Here is a 21,904-nt window from a genome sequence, read left to right as displayed (position 1 = left end):
AAGGCAGAAGCACATCTTCTGCCTTACCTTTTTCTTGATTAGGCTTTATCGACAGTAAGAGCGAAAACCTACCCATAATGTCAGAAACAAACCTTACACCCTTTTTGCATCAATACGCACCTCTTATGACCACTCACGCACTATTGTGCAGCGCGGCAGCTCTGTTTAATCTTACAAAAAACCAAGAAATTAAAACTAACTATCTGTTTATAAAAGAATTTATAATTAATGGCACAGCACATGCTTTATTAATCCACAAAGAATTGCTCAATGATGGGCACTCTCAAAAGATTACAAGGGCCTAAAAACCCGACAGTTTATTTTATGGCAAAGGCGCCTTAACGAATCACGAATTTGTGGTTACGTTAGGCGCCTTTTTGTTTTTCAAGATTGGAGAAGCGATCCATGCTTAATAAGAAAACGGCTCTACTCAGCAAAATCATCAGTAGTACGGTTTTGGCCGCCGCCTTGATTACTACCCCTGCATGGGCAGTAACAGGCGAGCCCGAAAAAGAAGACCTTAAATTTGGTTTTATTAAGTTAACGGATATGGCGCCTTTGGCGATCGCTTACGAAAAAGGCTTCTTTGAAGATGAAGGCCTATACGTAACACTAGAAGCCCAAGCTAATTGGAAGGTTCTTTTAGACCGCGTTATTGATGGAGAACTTGATGGCGCCCATATGCTTGCAGGACAACCTTTAGGCGCAACAATAGGGTTTGGTACTCAGTCCCACATTATTACTGCATTCAGCATGGATCTAAATGGTAACGCTATCACTGTATCCAATGACATTTGGGATCAGATGAAACAGTACGTACCTAAAGGGCCTGATGGAAAACCAGTTCACCCAATTAAAGCAGACGCCTTAAAGCCAATTGTTGAAAAATATAAAGATGAAGGTAAACCTTTCAACATGGGTATGGTGTTCCCTGTTTCTACCCATAACTATGAACTACGTTATTGGTTAGCGGCAGGCGGTATTCACCCTGGTTATTACGCGCCTCATAACGGTGATACATCAGGCACAATCGATGCAGATGCGCTTTTATCCGTGACTCCGCCACCTCAAATGCCTGCAACAATGGAAGCAGGCACTATCTATGGTTACTGTGTTGGCGAACCTTGGAATCAGCAAGCCGTGTTTAAAGGTATTGGTGTTCCAGTCGTAACCGATTATGAGATCTGGAAAAACAACCCAGAGAAAGTTTTCGGGGTATCTAAAACATGGGCGGACGAAAACCCTAATACCCATATCCGTGTTGTTAAAGCGATGATTCGTGCCGCTAAATGGTTAGATGACAACAATAATGCTAACCGCCCAGAAGCGGTGAAGATTTTATCAAAGTCTGATTATGTCGGTGCGGATTACGATGTTATCGCTAACTCAATGACGGGTACTTTTGAGTACGAAAAAGGCGATAAACGTGAAGTGCCTGATTTCAACGTATTCTTCCGCTATAACGCAACTTACCCATACTACTCTGATGCGATCTGGTACTTAACTCAGATGCGTCGCTGGGGTCAAATTGCTGAACCTAAATCAGATCAGTGGTTTATGGACATAGCTAAAAAAGTATATCGCCCAGATATCTATGCAGTTGCTGCCAAAGAGCTTATCGAAGAAGGGAAAATGACAACTGATATGTTCCCTGACTTTGTCTCCGAAGATGGCTACAAAGCACCACAGACACACTTTATCGACAACATCACCTTTGATGGTAAACAACCAAACGCATACCTAGAAAAATTCTCAATCGGTCTGAAGCCAGATCAGAAACTTTGATCTAACAATAAAGGCCCCTCCCCTAAACGGGAGGGGCTACAGATCAACGAGAGGAATACATTATGAGTAATATTTTAGCCACCATGGGTCTTAGTCGCTTTATTGAGAACCCTAAAACAAATTTCAGTCAGTTGGGAAAGTCTTTACTTATACCTCTTATTGGCCTGTTAATTTTCTTGTTTATTTGGGAGATCGGCGCAAAAAATGTTCACACATCTTTGGGTACATTCCCAGGCCCTGCGGCTGTCTACCAGCAATCCCTAACATTAATAGAAGAGCATAAAGCTGAACGCATAAAAGAGGTCAAATTCTACGAACGCCAAGATGTGCGCAACGAGAAAAAATTGGCTAAAAACCCTGATGCTAAAATAAAAGTGCGCCCATATACAGGCAAACCCACGTTTTTTGATCAGATCATTACAAGCCTTATTACCGTATTAGCTGGCTTTGTGATCGCTTCACTTATCGCCATACCTGCGGGCATACTTATAGGTTTAAATAGCACACTCTATTCAGCGTTTAATCCGCTCATCCAGCTATTCAAGCCAGTGTCGCCCCTTGCTTGGCTACCCTTAGTAACAATGATTGTAAGTGCGGTTTATGTCAGCAAAGATCCAATGTTTGCTAAATCATTTATTACCTCATTGATCACTGTATCTCTTTGTAGCTTATGGCCAACACTGTTGAATACAGCAGTGGGCGTATCATCAATAAGTAAAGATCTACAAAACGTATCACAAGTACTCCGTCTTAACTGGTTCACTCATATTGTTAAGATCGTCCTACCATCAGCCATTCCAATGATGTTTACCGGATTACGTTTATCCCTTGGTATCGCTTGGATGGTATTAATCGCAGCAGAAATGCTGGCTCAAAACCCTGGACTAGGTAAGTTTGTCTGGGATGAATTCCAAAACGGTAGCTCCAACTCTCTTGGTCGTATTATGGTCGCCGTACTCGTTATTGGATTTATCGGATTCCTATTAGACCGTTGCATGTTGTTTCTACAGCGCAAAATGTCTTGGGACAAAACAGTAGTACTTCGTTAATTAGTGGTCTTAGAAAAAGGATAATTATCATGAGTCAGCCTCCTCAGCATTTAGAGCTAACTAAAGTCGATATAGACTTCCCTACACCTAATGGCCCTTTTAAAGCGCTTCAGGATATTAATCTGACGATTAACAAAGGGGAGTTTGTCTCTTTGATCGGTCACTCAGGTTGCGGTAAATCGACTGTATTGAATATAGTAGCCGGCCTCTATCAAGCCACCAATGGCGGCTGCCTACTCGATGGAAAAGAGGTAAACGCTCCAGGTCCAGAACGAGCGGTTGTATTTCAAAACCACTCATTACTGCCTTGGTTAACGGCCTATGAAAATGTCGAGCTTGCCGTAAAACAAGTATTTGGCAAATCAAAAAGCAAAGCCGAAATGCGCGAATGGATAGAACATAATCTATCACTTGTTCATATGGATCACGCAATGGACAAGCGCCCAGATGAGATATCAGGTGGTATGAAGCAGCGTGTAGGTATTGCACGTGCGTTAGCAATGGAGCCTACCGTTATGTTGATGGATGAGCCCTTTGGTGCCTTAGACGCCCTAACAAGAGCCCACCTGCAAGATTCCTTAATGGAGATCCAAAAAGACCTGAATAACACCGTAATTATGATTACCCATGATGTCGACGAAGCTGTATTACTTTCTGATCGCATCGTTATGATGACCAATGGTCCAGCCGCGACAGTAGGTGAGATCTTACATATAGATCTGCCCCGTCCTCGCGATCGCATCGCCTTAGCCGATGACCCTCAATATAACCACTATCGTCACGAAGTACTGACCTTTCTTTATGAAAAACAACGGACTCCTGATAGCGGTCTTAGCAGTAAAAAAAAGGATGAAGCAACGCTTAAAGTAGCCACTGATGAGCACAAACCAAAAGCAAAGGGCGAAGATAAAGCCGCCTAGTTACTAACAGCACTTTATAATAGGCGTTCTACACCCTTCCCGATTGCATAGGGAAAGGTATGAACGCCTATTTATCTTCTACAAGCACTAACCTGAACGACCAATCACAGCCTATCTAGACCCAAACCATCTCGACACCCCTATCACTCCCAACAATCGCACCAAAACCGCTCACCACCAGCCTAATCCGCATCAAAACAAAGCCAGATTGCTGAATTAAAACCTGGCAATACTGATTAAAAAAACCTAACATATTGAAAAACAATAGATAAAAATAAATGGCACACTAAATGCTTTGATAAAAACATGTAACAAATATTAATGTATTTGTTATCTACAACAAGCTCTGAGAACAAAGGCGTTCTACATCAACATGCTCATACATGTTGAATGTGAACGCCTTTTTTTATTTTTGGGATTTAGGATTTTTATGAAAAAACGTTTGGTCATCATTGGAAACGGAATGGCAACAGGCCGGTTACTGCAACGCTTATTTGAGCGTGCAGAGCACTCGCTTGATGTAACTGTTTTTGGTGAAGAGCCGGGCGGTAGCTATAACCGTGTTTTGCTATCCAACTTACTCAGCGGTGAACTGGATAAAGATAAAGTGATCACCCTACCCACAGAGTGGTACGCAGAACATGGTGTGAAATTACACAGCCAAGATCCCGCTATACAGATTGATCGCGCTAATAAATTAATCATTAGCGAGCAAGGCGTCCAAGTAGATTACGATCTACTGGTTATTGCGACCGGCTCATACCCAACCCCTCTACCTGTAGAAGGCGCACATCTAAACGGGGTTATGAGCTTTAGGACATTTAAAGATGTTGAGCAGATGCAACGTATTGCCAAAGAAAAGAAACGTGCCGTTGTTATTGGCGGTGGTTTCTTAGGCCTTGAAGCGGCAGAAGGCCTACGTGTGCAAGGTATGGATGTAACGCTTCTTCATCGTGGCAAGTACCTACTAGATCATCAACTGGACGAAACCGCCGGAAAAATGTTGCAAAACGCGCTTGAAGAGCGAGGCCTGAAATTCCGCCTTAAAGCTAACACTCAAGCGATCCAAGGCAATGATTCGGTAGAGTCGGTAGCACTAGCAACAGGCGAAACGCTACCCGCCGACCTTGTAGTCACCGCTATAGGTGTAACACCGAATAAGGCATTAGCCGAAACAGCAGGACTTGATTACCAGCGCGGCATATTGGTCGATGCCCAAATGCGCACTAAAGATTCATCTATTTATGCGTTAGGGGAGTGCTGCCAGTTTGAATCATTCACTTATGGTTTAGTCGCCCCTATCTGGCAGCAGGCGGATGTTCTTGTCTCTAGCCTTCTCAACGAAACCAAATTTTATCAAGAAGCACCGGTGGCGACTCAGTTAAAAATCAGCGGTGTGGACCTTTTTTCATGTGGTTCGCTTCAGGATTCTCCTGAGACAGAAACACTGACTTATCACGATATTCAACACAATGAATACAGAAAACTTTGGCTGAAAGATAACCGAATAGTCGGCGCCGTTTTATACGGTGATGTCCGTGAGGGGCAGTGGTATTTCGATCAGCTAAAACAAAACATCGATTTGAGTGCGAACAGACAACAACTGCTATTTGGCAGTCCGTTCTGCTCTCAAGACACTCAAACACAAGACATGGGTATATCTTCTATGACTACTTCAACGGACTCAAACAAAAAGCAGTTGGTCGTTATCGGTAACGGTATGGTGGGCCACCACTTTATTGAAAACTTTGTCGCTAACGAAGTTGCAGGCGAATATGAAATTCATATATTGGCCGAAGAATCACGTGCAGCTTACGACCGCGTCCACCTTTCAGAGTACTTTGGTGATTCAACCTACCAAGACCTCTGCCTAGTAGAAGATAACTTTTATGAAACACATGGCGTGCAGCTTCACTTAAGCGAAGGTGCTACGCAGATCGATCGCGATACAAAGCAGGTGATCACCGAGCAAGCTAGCTATCCCTATGACAAGCTAGTACTCGCTACCGGTTCATACCCTTTTGTCCCCCCCATTCCGGGAAATGATGGTGATGCCTGCTTTGTTTATCGCACCTTGGAAGATTTAGATAAAATCCAAGAGTGTGCAAAAGCGGCCTCCGTCGGCGTTGTTGTTGGTGGTGGTTTACTGGGGCTAGAAGCGGCTAACGCGCTTAAATCTCTAGGTTTAAAAGCCCATGTTGTTGAGTTTGCTCCGCGCTTAATGCCAGTACAGCTAGACGAAGATGGGGGCGAGCTTTTAAAGAAAAAAATAGAAGCCTTAGATGTAGACGTTCATTGCAATAAAGCAACTTCCGAAATTGTCCCAGGTGAAGAGCATACCTACCGTATGAACTTCAGTGATGGCACTTTCTTAGAAACAGACCTAATCCTATTCTCTGCGGGTATCCGTCCTCAAGACGCCCTAGCTCGTAGTAGCGCTCTAGCAATTGGCGAGCGCGGTGGCATCATTGTTGACAACTACTGCCAAACTTCTGATAAAAACATTTATGCCGTCGGCGAATGTGCATTATGGAACAATCAAATCTTTGGTTTAGTGGCGCCCGGTTACACTATGGCGAAAACAGCCGTTGCAGCCATTGTCGGCGATCTAGAAAACGAGGCTACATTTACCGGCGCGGATATGAGCACTAAGCTTAAACTTCTCGGCGTAGATGTTGGCTCTATTGGCGATGCCCATGGTAAAACGCCAGGTAGTATTAGCTACCGTTATTTAGATGAAGACACACAGGTTTACTACCGTATCGTTGTATCTGAAGATCGTAAAAAACTGCTCGGTGCTGTTTTAGTAGGTGACAACAGTAAATACGATACGCTGATTCAATATGCACTCAATGGCATAGATCTACCAGACAAACCGCAAGCTCTTATCCTACCATCATTAGACGGATCGTCAGCGCCCGTACTAGGTCCCGATGCTTTGCCAGACACAGCAACCATTTGCTCATGTCTAAATGTTACTAAAGGCCAAATCTGTTGCTCCATAGATGACGGCGCTATGAGCGTTGCCGATGTTAAAGAGGTTACCAAAGCAGCATCAGGTTGTGGTGGTTGCGCAGCGATGTTGAAAACCATCGTTGACCATGAATTAGAAAAACGGGGTGTAGAGGTATGTACAGATCTCTGTGAACACTTTGCCTACACCCGCGAAGAGCTTTACCACATTATTCGTGTTGAAGGGATTCGTAGCTTCTCCGATCTACTTGCCAAGCATGGTAAAGGTTTAGGTTGTGAAATATGTAAACCAACGGCCGGTTCTATTCTCGCATCTTGCTGGAACGAACATGTATTGGATGAACCCCATGTAGGCTTACAAGACACCAATGATCGCTTCATGGCCAATATACAAAAAGATGGCACTTACTCTATTGTCCCCCGTATCGCCGGTGGTGAGATTACGCCTGACAAACTAATCGTATTAGGCCAAGTCGGTAAAAAATACAACTTATACACCAAGATTACGGGTGGACAACGTGTCGACCTATTTGGTGCAAAATTGCATGAACTTCCACTTATCTGGAAAGAGTTAATTGATGCAGGTTTTGAAACCGGTCATGCCTATGGCAAGTCTCTTCGTACAGTTAAATCTTGTGTCGGTAGTACTTGGTGTCGTTTCGGTGTGAAGGACAGCGCAAGCATGGCGATCGAGCTTGAGAATCGCTACAAGGGCTTACGCTCTCCCCATAAGATCAAATTTGCTGTTTCTGGTTGTACCCGTGAATGCGCAGAGGCACAAAGCAAAGATATTGGTGTTATCGCTACGGAAAATGGCTGGAACCTTTATGTTTGCGGTAATGGAGGCATGAAACCTCGCCACGGGGATCTATTTGCTACCGACCTAGATGATGAAACTCTCGTTAAATATATCGACCGGGTTCTAATGTTCTACGTAAAAACAGCCGACCGCCTACAGCGCACATCCGTATGGATGGAAAACTTAGAAGGTGGCTTGGATTATCTCAAAGAAGTGGTTCTAAACGATAAGTTAAATATTGCTACAGAGCTAGAAGCCCAGATGCAGCATGTTGTAGATACTTATCAGTGTGAGTGGAAAACCACACTTGAAGATGAAGAGAAACTAAAACAGTTTAGAACTCTTGTGAATACAGAAGAACAAACTGACCCACAAATTGTGCACATTATCGAGCGCAATCAAGTTAGACCCGCTTAATTAAGTACGCTGAAAATAGAGGACAAAGTTATGACAACGAATCCAAATACAGAATGGCTCAAACTCTGTAACAAAAGCGACTTAGTACCTAATACAGGTGTTGCTGCTTTATACCAAGACCAACAGATCGCTATCTTCTATATTCCTGAATATAAAGAGGAAGTCTTTGCCATAGGCAACCAAGATCCATTTAGTGGTGCCAATGTATTAGCTCGTGGCTTAGTCGGCGATATAAAGGGAGAGCTTATGGTGGCATCACCTCTATATAAGCAACATTTCTCTTTAAATACTGGTAGCTGCTTAGAAGATACAGAGATTAAAGTACCCGTTTGGCCTATACGCTTACAAGGTGAGAGTGTAGAGATTATGCAATCATAAACGTGATTTTTGTACACAAGGATGTGTAACTGCGCTCTACAATAAGCTGAAATTTAAGATTAAGTAATAGAATCTGATTAACTAGATTGCCATTACTGCATTGTACTAACTACAACTCCATCCGAGTTTTTGCCGCAGGTTTTACCCTGCGGTTTTTTTTATAACCACAAGATTAAGATGATTTAGCTTCGAGTTTAATCGCTTCTAAGTTATGACCCATTTTAAAGAGCAGCATATCTTTATCTACTGGTTTTAACATGACCTCATGTACACCCTGCTTCATCGCTTCTCGAGCATTTTGGGTGTCACCCGGTTTAGCCAAGACCATAATCCGAGTATGACTCATCTCAGGATCTTGCTTTATCTGATCAATAACAAATAACGCACTCATATCTGGCAGCGTTAAATCCAGCAAGATAATATCCGGCTTCCAATTCTTTAATAACTTCATTGTATGAATTGCACTACCTGATATCTGAGCTTTATATCCAGCGTCCTCTAAAATCATTTTAATTTTATCGCGCTCTTCAACTTCATCTTCTAGCAAAAGGATATTGCTATCATCAAAGACGATAGGATTATCTTTTTCAGCGTCTAAACGTGCTTTTTTCTGTTTCGCTTCTTCAGCAACAGCATTCAATTTACTTTGCATCTGCCCATTAGCACTTTTCTGATGCACACCCACTTCCTGTATATGCTCTTTAGCGTGCGTATCAATCAGGCTGCTAATATTTTGGCGGGATTGTTCCGTAATATTGCCATCATCAATGATTTTATCTTTCATATGCTTCATTGAATAAGAGACAAGCTCCATCAATTTAGCGTAGTTATCTTCATTGAGATCAGCTATTTCACTATCACAGTTAATGATCTGATCAAAATATCCACATAAATTTTCGACACTACAATCTCCAGCCCCTAAAAGGCCTCTATCATCTCTTTCTGTCATTTCACGACGTATAAATCGCAAGCGGAGTAATAGGTGGTAAGGATCGTAAAGAGGCCGAATAATAAAGTAATCATCAAAAACATCTTTGTTACAGATGCCAAACGCTTCTTTCAGTTCATCCCTACTGCAAAAAACCATTTTCTTAAAAATAATCTTATCTACATCCTGTTTAGCGCTGAGAAGATGTAGATAAAACACTTCATTCTTTTGAATTCCGTCAAGGCCTAAAAGAAGCACATCGATCTGATGCTTAGCAATAAGACGAAGTGCTTCCTCTTCGGTAGAAGCTGTATAGAAGCGAGGAAAATGCCTTTTAACCATATTACAAAGAGATTTAATCTCTTCTGTTGAATTAATAATTAAAAGCACAGAAAACCTTTTTCCTGAACTCATCTACTCATCCCCTGGCGGCACATACGTCATATTGATCCCTTAAGTTTAATACAATCTGAAAAAATTTCTTTAAAATCACTTAATTAAGTTACTTAATAACTAAAAAATTAACGGAATGAACCTAAAGCAAACTCAATACCTTGGCTAGTCACGACCAATGTTGTTTCTCCCGCCCTTATAACCTCCTGAGCTTTATCCACCAGCTCATAAAAAACATTACGATGTAATAGCCCCTTCATACCAAATCGCACATGAATATAAGGTGAAGGCTCACCTGTTTCAGGGCACTGCTCAACCCACAGTTTATGCTCAGCCCCCACAGTCACAACATCATCCGTTACACTCTTAAAGATCAGCTCGGTCCCTTTATTCCCCTCTTTTTGCTCAACAGAGATGAAAAGAAAAGGGGCGTCTTCTACCTCAATCCCAACTTTTTCTACCGGTGTTTTAAGAAAGTACTTACCCTCCTCCATCCATAGCACTTTAGAAAATAGTTTGACCATCGCTGGGCGACCTATCGGTGTCCCCATATAAAACCAACGACCATCTCGGGCAATACGCATATCAATATCACCGCAGAACGTAGGGTTCCAGCGCTCTAACGGTGGAATTTCATCTGACGCACCCTCAATAGTCTTGCTTACTTTTACTAAATCAAAATTAGTATCCGACAAATACTTGCTCCATTTAAATCTGTTATTAAATTTACTCATCACTATTAGAAAAACTTTCATGCTCTTAGCTAACTACATGAAAATGATTAATTGTTAGAATAGCCAGCAATTAAAGCTTAGTGATAAAAGTAAAAAATACCATGAAACAGGATTTAAGAAGCAAGTTTGCTGACATTAGTCGCGGAGTTTATCTCTTTGGCACCACTCCACCTAAAGCGACAACAACTGATGAGGCAGCATCAGAGATCGCAGACAAATTACTTAATCGTCTTCAGCATGTAGAATTTGACGGTCTGATTGTTTATGACATTCAAGATGAAAGTAGTCGCATTGATATACCTAGACCCTTTCCATATATGCGCACCTTAGATCCACTTGCCTATTCAAAGCTATTGCGTGAAAAAGCAGAAAAACCTGTTATCACTTATAAAAGCGTCTCGCAGCGAGATAAAAGCACTTTTATTAAATGGCTCGATAGCGCTTGGAATACCTATGGTGTACGCGATACCGTATTGGTTGGCAGCCCATCCTCTGAAGGGGAGATACAACTCAGCTTAAATGATGCTTACGCTGCCATCTCAGAACATCCTGCTAACTTCCAGCTAGGTGGCGTTACTATTGCAGAACGCCATGCCGTAAAAGGAAATGAGCATGAACGTTTAATAAATAAATCAGCAAACGGCTGTGAGTTTTTTGTTTCGCAAGCGGTTTACAACGCGCAAGCAACCATTGATATGCTAAGCAGCTATGCGCGTAAATGTCGTCAAGATAATATAACGCCGAAACGAGTTATTCTCACATTCACCCCATGCGGAAGCGCTAAAACACTAGAATTTATGGAGTGGCTTGGTATTTCTGTACCTGAAGCAACTAAATTCCGCATTATTGATGCTGAAAACCCATTACAGGAATCAACCCAAATCTGCCGTAATAATTTGGAGCAGATATTAGAAGCGGTAATGCCACTTAATATTCCCATCGGTTTAAATATTGAAAGTTTAACTAACCGAAAAGAGGAAATTGATGCATCTATTCGTTTATTTAAGCTACTTAAATCCATAGTGGATCTAAAACTAGCTGAAGCCAATTTATAACCCTTTCTCTCCCATCTTGTTCCGACTGCCTTCGTTTATACCTAAGCGAGGCAGTCCAGTGAACTGATAATACCCTTCCATTTACAGCTAAGACGGCTAAATAACAGCTCATCCGCCGCTTCAGAACAACTTATAAGATAGTTTGTTGCATTTTTAATCCTTGAAAAAAATATGCATCCAATATATTTTGACGATTCGTCAATTATCGAAAAAGATCAAATGAGCCCCAAGAATACTCACGACAGTGCATTAAAAGCGCGCGAAGAAAATATCATGAATACTGCCTTAGAGATGATGGCATCTAAAGGCGTGGCGGGGCTAACCATGGATAAGCTAGCGGCTAAAGTTCCCTATTCAAAAGGCACTATCTATAACCACTTTACCTGTAAAGAAGATCTACTAACGGCCTTATGTAACCGCAGCATCCAAAATCTATATGATCTTTTCTGCCACGCAATGTCATTCAATGGTTCTAGCCGAGAAAAGATTCTTGCCATAGGCTATGCCTACATGCTCCATTCACTACTAAGTCCCACCGAGTTTATGCTGGTTATTTCCGCTAAAACCCCCTCTATCTTTGAAAAATCTTCTGAAAAACGGCGCGAAGAACATCTAATACTTGAAGGCAAACTACTCGATAGTCTTTTACAGGTTATATCAGAAGGTCTCAGCAACGGTGAGTTTAAGCTGCAAAATCATTTAAGTCCGGCCCAAGTGGCCTTCTCCCTCTGGTCTATGTGCTTTGGGACAATTGTTCTATTACATGAAAGTTTAGACCGCTGTAGCGTTCGAACTGAAATGAAGCTAGAAAGAGAATTAATTAACCATTCAAATTTGCTACTAGATGGTTTGAACTGGAAGCCCTATACACAAGAACATGACTGGGCTGAAACCATTAAAAAATATAAAACCGAACTGTATCCAAATGAAGTGCGGCAGTTAAAGTTACAGCAAACAAGTTAAGACAACAGAAAACGATGTGCTCATCGTTTTTTTAAAACTCAGAAATGACGTTTCGTCATTATGAATAATTAAAATAACCTTAAAGTTGCCAATCAGAGCAACATAACCCTGATAAGGGAAACTGGAGAAGGAAAATGAAAGACCGTATTTTCCGATTTGTGCTGGATCATCCAGTCTGGGTCATCTTACTCACTATGCTGTTCGTATTTGGTTCTGCCTATGGTGCTAAAAACTTAGTCTTTAAAAGCGACTATAGAGTGTTTTTTAGTGAGGAAAACCCTCAGCTAACTGCATTCGAATCGATGCAAAAGATCTACAGTAAAAGTGATAATGTTGCGTTTATCATCTCACCTAATGATGGCCAAGTGTTTACACCTAAAACACTTAAAGCAATTCAAGAGCTAACCACTGAATCTTGGCAAGTGCCCTTCTCTACCCGTGTTGATTCAATTACTAACTTTCAGCATACATGGTCTGAAGAAGACGATATGTTTGTGGAAGATCTAGTATTAGATGCTGAGACGGTAACCGATGCGGATATGCCCCGTCTCAAAGAGATTGCGATTAATGAACCACTCTTACTCCACAAACTTATCTCACCACAAGCTCATGTCACTTTAGTTAATGTGACGGTACAACTACCAGGCATTAATCCTGTAGAAGAGATCCCACAAGTTGTCTCCAAAATACGGGAGATGCAAGCTCAATTTATTGAAAAAAATCCAGATATTAGCGTTCGCTTATCCGGCATGGTGATGATGAATAACAGCTTTGCTGAATCTTCCTTAAGCGATAATGCGGTGCTAGTGCCTATTATGTTTGCTGTTGTACTACTAGGGATGATCTTTTTGCTACGTACCTTCAGCGGTACATTTGCTACTGTAATAATCATCATCTTCACTATAGTTTCAACTATGGGATTAGCGGGACACACGGGCTTCTTCTTAACAGGCCCTTCTTCAACAACTCCCATTATGGTTCTCACATTAGCGGTGGCGGATTGCATCCATATCTTGACCACTATGTTCTATGAGATGCGCCAAGGTGTTGAAAAAAGAAAAGCTATACTCGACAGTCTGCGTATAAACTTCCAACCTATATTTCTAACCAGTGTCACAACAGCGATAGGCTTCTTAAGTTTAAACTTCTCCGACTCTCCACCCTTTCGAGATCTAGGTAATATGGTAGCGGCCGGCGTAATGCTTGCGTTTATTTTTTCCATAACCTTATTCCCTGCGATGTTAAGTTTGTTACCCCTGCGTGTGAAAGCGACGAAGGACGGTAAGCATGACTTTATGCACCGATTTGCGGGTTTTGTAGTTAAGAACCGTAAAGTTCTACTGCCAGGCATGTCCGCTATTATGATCAGCGTGATCGTCTTTATGCCGCAAAACACCCTAAATGATGATTTTGTTAAATACTTTGATACCAGCGTACCATTTAGACAAGCCACAGATTACATGCAAGAAAATATATCTGGCCTGTCCACTATGGAGATCTCTATTGAAACCGGCGAAGCTAGTGGTATCAATGACCCTAAGTTCCTTCAAGCAGTAGGTGACTTAACCGAATGGCTGCGTACACAATCTGAAACAGACCATGTCAGCTCACTGTCAGACATTATAAAACGCCTTAATAAAAACATGCATGGCGATGACCCTAGCTATTACACTCTCCCCGGAGACCGCGAGCTATCCGCACAATATTTACTACTGTATGAGATGTCATTGCCGTACGGATTAGATCTTAATAACCAATTGAATGTGGATAAGTCATCCGCTCGCGTTATAGCCACTTTTCGTAACTTAACCAGTACAGAACAAATTGAAATTGAAGAGCGTATCTACAGCTGGTTTACAGACAATGCTCCAGACTATCAAGTAGAAATTGCCAGCCCTAACTTAATGTTTGCCCATATCGGACAACGCAATATCAAAAGCATGCTGCTCGGTACAACGGTTGCTTTGATCTTAATCTCCCTCATTTTAGGGTTCGCTTTAAAGTCCATAAAATTTGGCCTGATCAGCCTTATTCCCAATATTGCTCCCGCAGCGATGGGGTTCGGCATTTGGTACTTTATTGATGGCCAAATTGGTTTAGCCTTATCTGTAGTCGCCGGTATGACATTAGGGATTATTGTCGATGATACCGTTCACTTTTTAAGTAAATACCTACATGCCCGTCGCGATCGAAATAAAGACCCTAAAGCCGCTGTAGAGTATGCATTTGCCAGTGTAGGCCGGGCATTATGGGTCACTACTTTTGTGCTGGTGGCTGGCTTTATGGTACTCGCCCAATCTAGCTTTAAATTAAATGCAGATATGGGTTTACTCACAGCCATTACTATTCTTATCGCACTAATTGTAGATTTCTTATTCCTACCGGCTTTATTAATGAAGCTGGATAAAAATGATCATCCAACCACCGAAAATACTAGCAACCTTGCTGAAGGAGACAACAATGATTGTGTTAAAAAAATCGCTTAATTCGTTAGTCGTATTAGGCCTAATGACGGCACCATTGATCGCTTCAGCAGAAACCGCTGAAGAGAAAGGCACCCGCATCGCGGTAGAAGCAAAAGCAAGCGATAAAGGTTGGCAAGATATGCAAACCAGCATGAATATGATCCTTCGCAACAAGCAAGGACAGGAGAGTGTCCGTGATATTCGCCTTAAATCTCTAGAAATTGAAAACGATGGTGACAAAAGTTTATCGGTTTTTGACAAACCAAAAGATGTGAAAGGTACAGCGTTCCTCAGTTTCTCCCATGCGGTAGGTGCTGATGAGCAGTGGTTATATCTGCCTAAATTAAAGCGTGTTAAACGTATCGCCTCACGTAACAAGTCCGGCCCGTTTATGGGCTCTGAGTTCTCCTACGAAGATTTATCATCATTCGAAGTAGAGAAATATACCTATAAATTTTTACGTGATGAGGCCTGTGAAGGGGGCACTTGCTATGTTGTTGAGCAATACCCTGTTGATAAAAACTCAGGTTATACACGCCGTATCGCTTGGTTAGATCAAACAGAATATCGTCCTTGGAAGATTGAATTCTTTGATCGTAAAGACTCACTTTTAAAAACTCTCACTTACCATGAGTACAATGAGTACGAAGGTAAGCATTGGCGTCCTAACCTAATGAAAATGGTTAACCATCAATCGGGGAAAAGCACAGATTTAACCTATAGCGATTACACCTTTAAAACAGGCTTAGGCGAAAACGATTTCAATAAAAACACCCTTAAACGGGCGCGTTAAGATGAACAGTAAAAGATTACTGCTAGCGGCGGGGCTGATAACCGCCCTACCCGCTCAAGCTGAAACATATTATGAGATGTCGGGCAAAATAACGGCAGAAGCACGTTACTTTACTCAAGATGCGCAATTCCAAAATCAGGATTATAGCTCCAACCTCTCTTTCACTGTAGAGCCCGAGTTCTATTGGGAGTGGAATGATGGCATAGACAATCTTACCTTCACCCCCTACCTTCGTGTCGACGAGAACGATAACGAACGTACTCACGGCGATATACGCGAGCTGAGTTGGATCCATATTGGTGAAGATTGGGAACTACGCACAGGCCTACGCAAAGTATTTTGGGGTGTTACTGAGTTTCAGCACTTAGTGGATGTTATAAACCAAACCGATAGCGTAGAAGATTTTGATGGCGAAGATAAACTAGGCCAACAGATGATTAACCTCTCCCTCGTCAGAGACTGGGGTATTGTCGATCTTTATCTATTACCAGGTTTTAGAGAAAGAACTTTTGTCGGTGAAGATGGCAGAGTTCGCTCAGGTATTGTTGTCAACAGAGACCTTGCCAGCTACGAATCCTCAGCAGGCGAGCATCATTTAGACACTGCTATACGCTGGAGCCACACCTTAGGCGACTTTGATCTAGGTGCTTACTGGTTCCACGGAACCAATCGTGACCCAAAATTTCTACTCAAGAATAGTGAAGGTACAACCTACCTAGCGCCCTATTATGAGCAGATGGATCAAATAGGATTTGATCTACAAGCCACTATAGATAGCTGGCTATGGAAACTAGAAACCATTAACCGTGATACTAGTAGCGAAAACTACTGGGCTGCCCAAGGTGGATTTGAGTATACCTTTTACGGCATCCAAGAGAGTGCCGCTGATCTCGGCGTATTAATGGAATATGGTTGGGATGAGCGTGGAGAAGATGCCGATGCTGCGGGACAAAACGATCTGTTTTTAGGCGCACGCTTAACACTCAACGATGCAAGTAGTACCGAAATGCTTGCGGGCATTAGCCACGACTTTGACTATCACAGCCATAGCCTCATCATTGAAGCGAGTCGTCGATATGGTGATAACTGGAAACTAAGTTTAGATGGACGCTTTTTTAGTAGCAACGATCCTATGGATCTAAGCTATAGCATTAAGCAAGATGATCATCTGCAATTAACGGTTGAACATTACTTTTAATAACAGCCAGCCATGCTTACTCTGAAGCAGCGGTTTCATTCAGAAGCCGCTCCTCTAGTTTATCTAACTCCAACAGATCACCTTGTAGTTTTTGATACTTAACTGGTGCCCAAATAATCTGTTGATTCTCTCTATCTAACTCATACTGCGCGTTATATAGGAAGTCCATACCTAGTAAACCATGGCTACCGCCTGAATTCCCTTGATAATCGATAACCGCCGCAGACACATGGGGTATTTGATAGGGTCCTATATCGACTCGATCAAAGTTGACCCGTTGCGTTTGCACAATGCCGCCATCAGCAACGCGAGCCGCACCAGCATCAATCAATTGCGCACCCAATGAACCAATAGCAGATTTATGTACAACGGTGAATGACGCGCCCGTATCCATCACTAAATTAAGTATGACTGAGCGTGCGCCATAAACAAACTTAATCGGTAACTGAATACGGTTAGAGTGAAAGGTAAAGGGAGTAACCCACTTTTTCATCGCCTCTTTTATTCTAGAGCGCTCAGTAGTGATTTTAAGCTGTAGATTTTTAATATCCCTTTCTTTCGATAACTGCTGCAATGCTTGACTCGATAGGCGATCTTTTGTTTCATCCCGAGCGTCTAGCTGATCTCTATATTCTGCAGGCACCTTGGAAAGTCGATCTACATAGACATTACGGCCTGAATCATCTTTGTACTGATAGATTTTTGCATCACTAAGCGTAGGTGTAAATAAAAGTAAAAGCAGTACAGATCGTTTATTCAACAGGCCAAACATGGAGTCCACCTCGTTGTAACTCTAGTATCACTACAGATTATGAGAAAAAATGGGAAAGTCCATTAAGCATAAATAAAACCACTACAGCCATAAACAGCAAAGCAAAACGTAAAGCGATACACCGAGTACATAGCTTTTTCTTCGCCATATTAGCCCCCCGCCAACTTGACGCTAAAACCATCTTTCTCCAAAACAGTTTTTAATTTTTCGCGGTGGTCCCCTTGAATCTCTATCACACTCTCTTTAAGCGCCCCGCCGGTACCGCAAATTTTCTTCAGTTTTTTCGCCAAGACTTTTAGCTCAGCATCCGCCAATGGGACACCTGTAATTGTCGTAACACCTTTGCCTTTTCGACCAGAAGTTTCACGACGGATTCTCACAATACCATCCAAACTAGCCAAACGCTGCTGATCATCTAACGAAGCACAGATACATGCATCTACCGCCTCAGAACAACCAGGGCATAGATCACCTTTTTCTGTTGAATACACCAAACCACTCAACTGATCTTTTAACGAAGCCACGTAACTTTCCCTAATCTTTATTAAATGCTCATTATAAGCTAGTTACCTAACCTGAGCTCAACTACTTGAGTAAACTTCTAACTCAAACCGCCAATCTGGCGAGCCAGATAAGTCGCATAATTGTCAGTCATACCACTAATAAAATCTAATGCCCGCATATAAGCCTTATAAAGTGGGAGCTCTGGTTTGGGAGCATGTATCCCCATTAAGCTGATAATTCTTTCACTACGATAGCTAAGCTTTTCACCTTCGAGATAATGGTTGTCATAGACCGCATGACAAAACGCTTCAAGTAGAATACCTAAAGTCGTGTAAGCCCCAACTTCAAGCTCAGCTTTCCGTGTATCTGGAAACACGCGTTCTTTTGCTAAGGCTTTAGCGGCATAAAGACCATCACGGACATCAGGGTCTCCATCACTCAGTAATTCACCTTGATACTCACCACGCATAATCTGTTTCTGATTATCCATATAAGCCTGCACTGCAGAAGAGACCATAAACTCCATCGCCTTACCTCTTAAGGCAGAAATTTTACGCCGCGCAGATGCTTGAGAGGTAAAAATCTCATCATCAAATGAGGTATCACCACAAAGTTGAAGAAGTATAGGTTTGATCTCATTAAAACTCAGTATATTAAGTTCTATCGCATCTTCTAGATCTACAATGGCATAACAAATATCATCAGCGGCTTCCATTAAATAAGCTAAAGGGTGACGGCACCAACGGTTTTCTCCCAAAGAGACTAGACCTAATTCCTGCCCTAGCTTATTCAAGATTTCTAGCTCTGTTAAGTACGCACTAAACTTCCCCTTTGAGCCGGAATATTGTGCACTCCACGGATATTTAAGTAAGGCACCTAATGTTGGGTAAGTTAAACGTAAACCGCCATCAAACAGGTGATTTTCAATCCGCGTGACGACTCTAAATCCTTGAGCATTACCCTCAAACGTCATCAGATCTAGTCGCTCCTCCTGACTTAAACTCTTGAGTAGCTCACTATCACCGCGACGCTTAAACCAATCCCTTATTGCATACTCACCCGCATGACCAAAAGGTGGATTACCAATATCATGGGCAAGACAGGCTGACTGTACAATCATTCCAATATCATAAGCGGTCGCCCACTCGGGTAACTGATCCTGAATCTGTTCACCGACACGGATGCCTAAACTACGACCTAAACTGCCAACCTCAATAGAGTGAGTCAAACGTGTATGAATATGGTCATTCAAAGCCATCGGATGCACTTGTGTTTTTCGTCCTAAGCGCCGAAAAGCACTAGAGAAAATAATGCGATCTTGATCTTTATGAAAATGACTACGGCCGATCTCTTCATCTGCAAGCTCAGCATGTCCATAACGCTTAGTCGTTAATAAACGTGGCCATTGCATCTCCATGCACAACTCTCCAAAAGAATTTTTAATATAAATTAGTTCGCTGCAGCCTATTCTGTCGATCTTCAAAGACAAAACTGAAGTAGCATAATAGTATAAGACCGCTATAGAATGCCCGCTCTACTCTAATCAAGCAAGGTAGCCAAATGTTCATACCCGGGAAAGAGATACATCGTAGCTATGATGAATATGGTGCAATACGCGTCATTGATGATGGTAACAAACGCTACCTTGCATTTGGTGATACCGATGAACAAAGTTGCTGGCTTAAAAGCGAACCTTTAGTACCCCAACATGAATATGCGCGGGCGATGTTAATTGCACTGCTAATGACCGAGCCAAAACGTTGTATCACTTTGGGCTTAGGTGCAGGTGCGCTAAATAGCTGTTTACATCATCATTACCCAGAATTAAAGCAGCAGATTGTTGAGCTACGAGCCGATGTCATACACACCGCTTATAAGTATTTCCAATTACCAAGAAGTAAGCGTTTAGAACTTATTAATATGGATGCTTACGACTTTTTGCATGATGAGCACAAACGCAAAGTTGATATAATCTTTAGCGATATATACAGCGAAGAAGGCTTAGATGCTAAACAACTCTCTCCAGAGTATTTAACTGCTGCCCACTCGTTACTAAAAGAGAACGGTTGGCTGGTGCTGAATTGTTGGAAAGAGCATCAATCTAGCGATTGCTTGGATATTCTAAGAGGATTATTTACCGATATAAGAGGCTGCAGCACGAGCTGTGGCAACTGGGTTGTATTTGCCGGTAAAGCAGAAAACACACTGACCAGCAAACAGCTAAAGCAACATGCTAAAGAGCTTAATCTAAAGCTAGGTTTTTCACTATCATCATCATTAAGCCGCCTAAAGCAGTATTAAATAGAAACAAGTCGACTAGCCTCATGCCAAAACAGATCAAGCCTCAGCCAATAATTGATAGATCTGTTTTGCCATAAGTTTGATTGCTTGATTAACAGCCTCATCTGGTTTTTTAGCAAAACTTAAACGCATACAGTTTCTATATTTACCTGAAGCAGAAAAAATCACCCCAGGCGCAATACTAATGTTATGTTCTTCTAAACATTTATTGAGCTTAATAGTATCGACCTCAATAGGTAACTCAACCCACAGCAAATAACCACCCTCTGGATAACTAATACGCGTCCCTTCGGGGAAATTTCTTTCAACAAGATCAATCATCAAGTCTCGTGCCTGTTGATACTGAGCTCGCATAATTCTCATATGGCGCTCATAGCCTCCTTGCGCAATAAACTCTGCTACAGCGGCTTGCTGGATCGGTGGATTACTCACGGTCGATACAAACTTTTTATGCAGTACCCTTTCAGTACATTGCCCAGGGGCTACCCAACCTAGCCGTAAACCATATGCCAGTGTCTTAGAGAATGAGGAGCATAAAAGTACACGGCCCTCTTCATCAAATGATTTGATCGTCCTTGGTCGAGGTGATGTATAAAATAGATCACCATAAATATCATCCTCGATAATCGGTAGATCAAATTGCTGCGCTAAGCGTAATAAAGCTTTACGTCGATCCTCCGGCATTGTGTATCCCAAAGGGTTATTACAGGTAGGTGTTACTTGGATCGCCTTTATCGGCCATTGATCTAAAGCGAGTTCTAACGCCTCAAGACTGATACCAGTTTCGGGATGAGTTGGAATTTCTAGTGCTTTTAAGCCAAGTGCTTTAATCGCTTGCGTAGAACCATAAAAACTAGGTGAATCCGTTGCAACCACATCACCAGGGCTGGTCGTCGCTCTTAAGCTACAAACCAGCGCTTCCTGGCAACCTGATGTAATAATGATCTCATCAGGGTGAAGTTTGCATCCGGAATCTAAGGCCAAACGAGCGATCTGTTTTCTCAATTTCTCAGAACCGCGAAGATCACAATAGTTGATAAAAGGATCTTCAGTTCTTTTCGCAGAATCCACTAAAGCCTTTTTCAATAACTTAAGCGTCGGCGAACTGACATCAGGCATGGCTGTACCTAAGGATAAATGACCCACACCTTTCTCTGTATTTAATAGGTGATAGACCTGCTCCCAATGTGAGACCTCTAACGGCCTTTGTGCCGGACGGCTCACCTCTGGCAATGTAGGCGTTGTTGAACGACCCAGCACGTAATATCCGGATTTAGGTCTTACCTCGACAAGCCCACGCTCTTCTAATCGCTGATAGGCTTCTTGAACCGTTGAAATACTAACGCTCCGTTCCTTACTTAGCGTGCGAATAGAAGGCATTTTACTGCCGACCGGATAATACCCCTGCTCAATACGCACACTTAACGCTTCCAACAACTGTTCATACAGTTTCATAGTAAAACACCATTACACATCG

The 21,904-nt window shown here is 42.2% G+C and carries 17 protein-coding genes and 1 pseudogene; 12 read left to right on the top strand and 6 right to left on the bottom strand.

What is annotated here, in order from left to right:
* Nucleotides 1–405: 405 nt before the first annotated feature.
* From Q4486_RS02710 to nirD, 6 genes and pseudogenes are all read left to right on the top strand, one after another.
* A complete protein-coding gene (locus Q4486_RS02710) occupies nucleotides 406–1,785 on the top strand; it encodes a CmpA/NrtA family ABC transporter substrate-binding protein (RefSeq protein WP_303415529.1) in 1,380 nt (459 codons plus the stop codon).
* 83 nt (nucleotides 1,786–1,868) lie between these two features.
* Nucleotides 1,869–2,834, top strand: coding sequence for an ABC transporter permease (locus tag Q4486_RS02705; protein WP_303415726.1), 966 nt, complete (start codon nucleotides 1,869–1,871; stop codon nucleotides 2,832–2,834).
* A 29-nt stretch (nucleotides 2,835–2,863) separates the two neighbouring features.
* Nucleotides 2,864–3,754, top strand: coding sequence for an ABC transporter ATP-binding protein (locus Q4486_RS02700; RefSeq protein ID WP_303518154.1), 891 nt, complete (start codon nucleotides 2,864–2,866; stop codon nucleotides 3,752–3,754).
* Between the two features lie 373 nt (nucleotides 3,755–4,127).
* Nucleotides 4,128–5,318 (top strand): annotated as a pseudogene (locus Q4486_RS02695) (NAD(P)/FAD-dependent oxidoreductase); the annotation flags it as partial.
* A gap of 102 nt (nucleotides 5,319–5,420) precedes the next feature.
* Complete coding sequence (gene nirB, locus Q4486_RS02690; RefSeq protein ID WP_303518374.1) at nucleotides 5,421–7,943, top strand: nitrite reductase large subunit NirB; 2,523 nt, start codon at nucleotides 5,421–5,423, stop codon at nucleotides 7,941–7,943.
* 30 nt (nucleotides 7,944–7,973) lie between these two features.
* Nucleotides 7,974–8,321: a nitrite reductase small subunit NirD gene (gene nirD, locus Q4486_RS02685; RefSeq protein ID WP_303415531.1), complete on the top strand. Its 348-nt coding sequence runs from the start codon at nucleotides 7,974–7,976 to the stop codon at nucleotides 8,319–8,321.
* A gap of 172 nt (nucleotides 8,322–8,493) precedes the next feature.
* On the opposite strand, the gene Q4486_RS02680 is transcribed toward nirD, so the two are convergent.
* Nucleotides 8,494–9,663 carry a response regulator gene (locus Q4486_RS02680; protein WP_303518152.1) on the bottom strand — a complete coding sequence of 390 codons (1,170 nt, stop codon included), beginning with the start codon at nucleotides 9,661–9,663 and terminating at the stop codon, nucleotides 8,494–8,496.
* A 107-nt stretch (nucleotides 9,664–9,770) separates the two neighbouring features.
* On the bottom strand, nucleotides 9,771–10,295 hold the full coding sequence (locus Q4486_RS02675; protein ID WP_368389428.1) for a DUF1285 domain-containing protein: 525 nt from the start codon (nucleotides 10,293–10,295) through the stop codon (nucleotides 9,771–9,773).
* A 182-nt stretch (nucleotides 10,296–10,477) separates the two neighbouring features.
* Between Q4486_RS02675 and Q4486_RS02670 the strand changes: the two genes are divergently transcribed.
* The 5 genes from Q4486_RS02670 to Q4486_RS02650 all read left to right on the top strand — a co-directional run bounded on the left by Q4486_RS02670 (nucleotide 10,478) and on the right by Q4486_RS02650 (nucleotide 16,850).
* Complete coding sequence (locus Q4486_RS02670; protein WP_303518150.1) at nucleotides 10,478–11,431, top strand: methylenetetrahydrofolate reductase; 954 nt, start codon at nucleotides 10,478–10,480, stop codon at nucleotides 11,429–11,431.
* Nucleotides 11,432–11,650: 219 nt separating this feature from the next.
* A complete protein-coding gene (locus Q4486_RS02665; RefSeq protein WP_303518148.1) occupies nucleotides 11,651–12,394 on the top strand; it encodes a TetR/AcrR family transcriptional regulator in 744 nt (247 codons plus the stop codon).
* A 134-nt stretch (nucleotides 12,395–12,528) separates the two neighbouring features.
* Nucleotides 12,529–14,880: an RND family transporter gene (locus tag Q4486_RS02660; RefSeq protein ID WP_303518146.1), complete on the top strand. Its 2,352-nt coding sequence runs from the start codon at nucleotides 12,529–12,531 to the stop codon at nucleotides 14,878–14,880.
* Complete coding sequence (locus Q4486_RS02655) at nucleotides 14,855–15,652, top strand: outer membrane lipoprotein-sorting protein (RefSeq protein ID WP_303415537.1); 798 nt, start codon at nucleotides 14,855–14,857, stop codon at nucleotides 15,650–15,652. Before Q4486_RS02660 ends, Q4486_RS02655 begins: the two co-directional genes overlap by 26 nt.
* A gap of 1 nt (nucleotide 15,653) precedes the next feature.
* The gene (locus Q4486_RS02650; RefSeq protein ID WP_303518143.1) at nucleotides 15,654–16,850 is read left to right on the top strand and encodes a hypothetical protein; all 1,197 of its coding nucleotides are present in this window, start codon (nucleotides 15,654–15,656) and stop codon (nucleotides 16,848–16,850) included.
* A 16-nt stretch (nucleotides 16,851–16,866) separates the two neighbouring features.
* Here the strand turns inward: Q4486_RS02650 and Q4486_RS02645 are convergent, their stop codons facing one another.
* From Q4486_RS02645 to Q4486_RS02635, 3 genes are all read right to left on the bottom strand, one after another.
* Entirely contained in the window at nucleotides 16,867–17,622 is a 756-nt protein-coding gene (locus tag Q4486_RS02645) for a retropepsin-like aspartic protease (protein ID WP_303518142.1), read from the bottom strand.
* Nucleotides 17,623–17,771: 149 nt separating this feature from the next.
* Entirely contained in the window at nucleotides 17,772–18,146 is a 375-nt protein-coding gene (locus Q4486_RS02640) for a translation initiation factor Sui1 (RefSeq protein WP_303518141.1), read from the bottom strand.
* Between the two features lie 77 nt (nucleotides 18,147–18,223).
* Nucleotides 18,224–19,543, bottom strand: coding sequence for a deoxyguanosinetriphosphate triphosphohydrolase (locus Q4486_RS02635; RefSeq protein ID WP_303518138.1), 1,320 nt, complete (start codon nucleotides 19,541–19,543; stop codon nucleotides 18,224–18,226).
* A 143-nt stretch (nucleotides 19,544–19,686) separates the two neighbouring features.
* Between Q4486_RS02635 and Q4486_RS02630 the strand changes: the two genes are divergently transcribed.
* Nucleotides 19,687–20,427: a spermidine synthase gene (locus Q4486_RS02630; protein WP_303415542.1), complete on the top strand. Its 741-nt coding sequence runs from the start codon at nucleotides 19,687–19,689 to the stop codon at nucleotides 20,425–20,427.
* 36 nt (nucleotides 20,428–20,463) lie between these two features.
* Here the strand turns inward: Q4486_RS02630 and Q4486_RS02625 are convergent, their stop codons facing one another.
* Complete coding sequence (locus tag Q4486_RS02625; RefSeq protein ID WP_303518136.1) at nucleotides 20,464–21,882, bottom strand: PLP-dependent aminotransferase family protein; 1,419 nt, start codon at nucleotides 21,880–21,882, stop codon at nucleotides 20,464–20,466.
* Nucleotides 21,883–21,904 lie beyond the last annotated feature (22 nt).

Origin of the sequence: Neptuniibacter sp. 2_MG-2023 (genome assembly GCF_030547495.1) — a bacterium.
Taxonomy (GTDB): domain Bacteria; phylum Pseudomonadota; class Gammaproteobacteria; order Pseudomonadales; family Balneatricaceae; genus Neptuniibacter.
The sequence above is the reverse complement of the archived record's forward strand: the minus strand, read 5'-3'. Positions and strand labels throughout refer to the sequence as shown.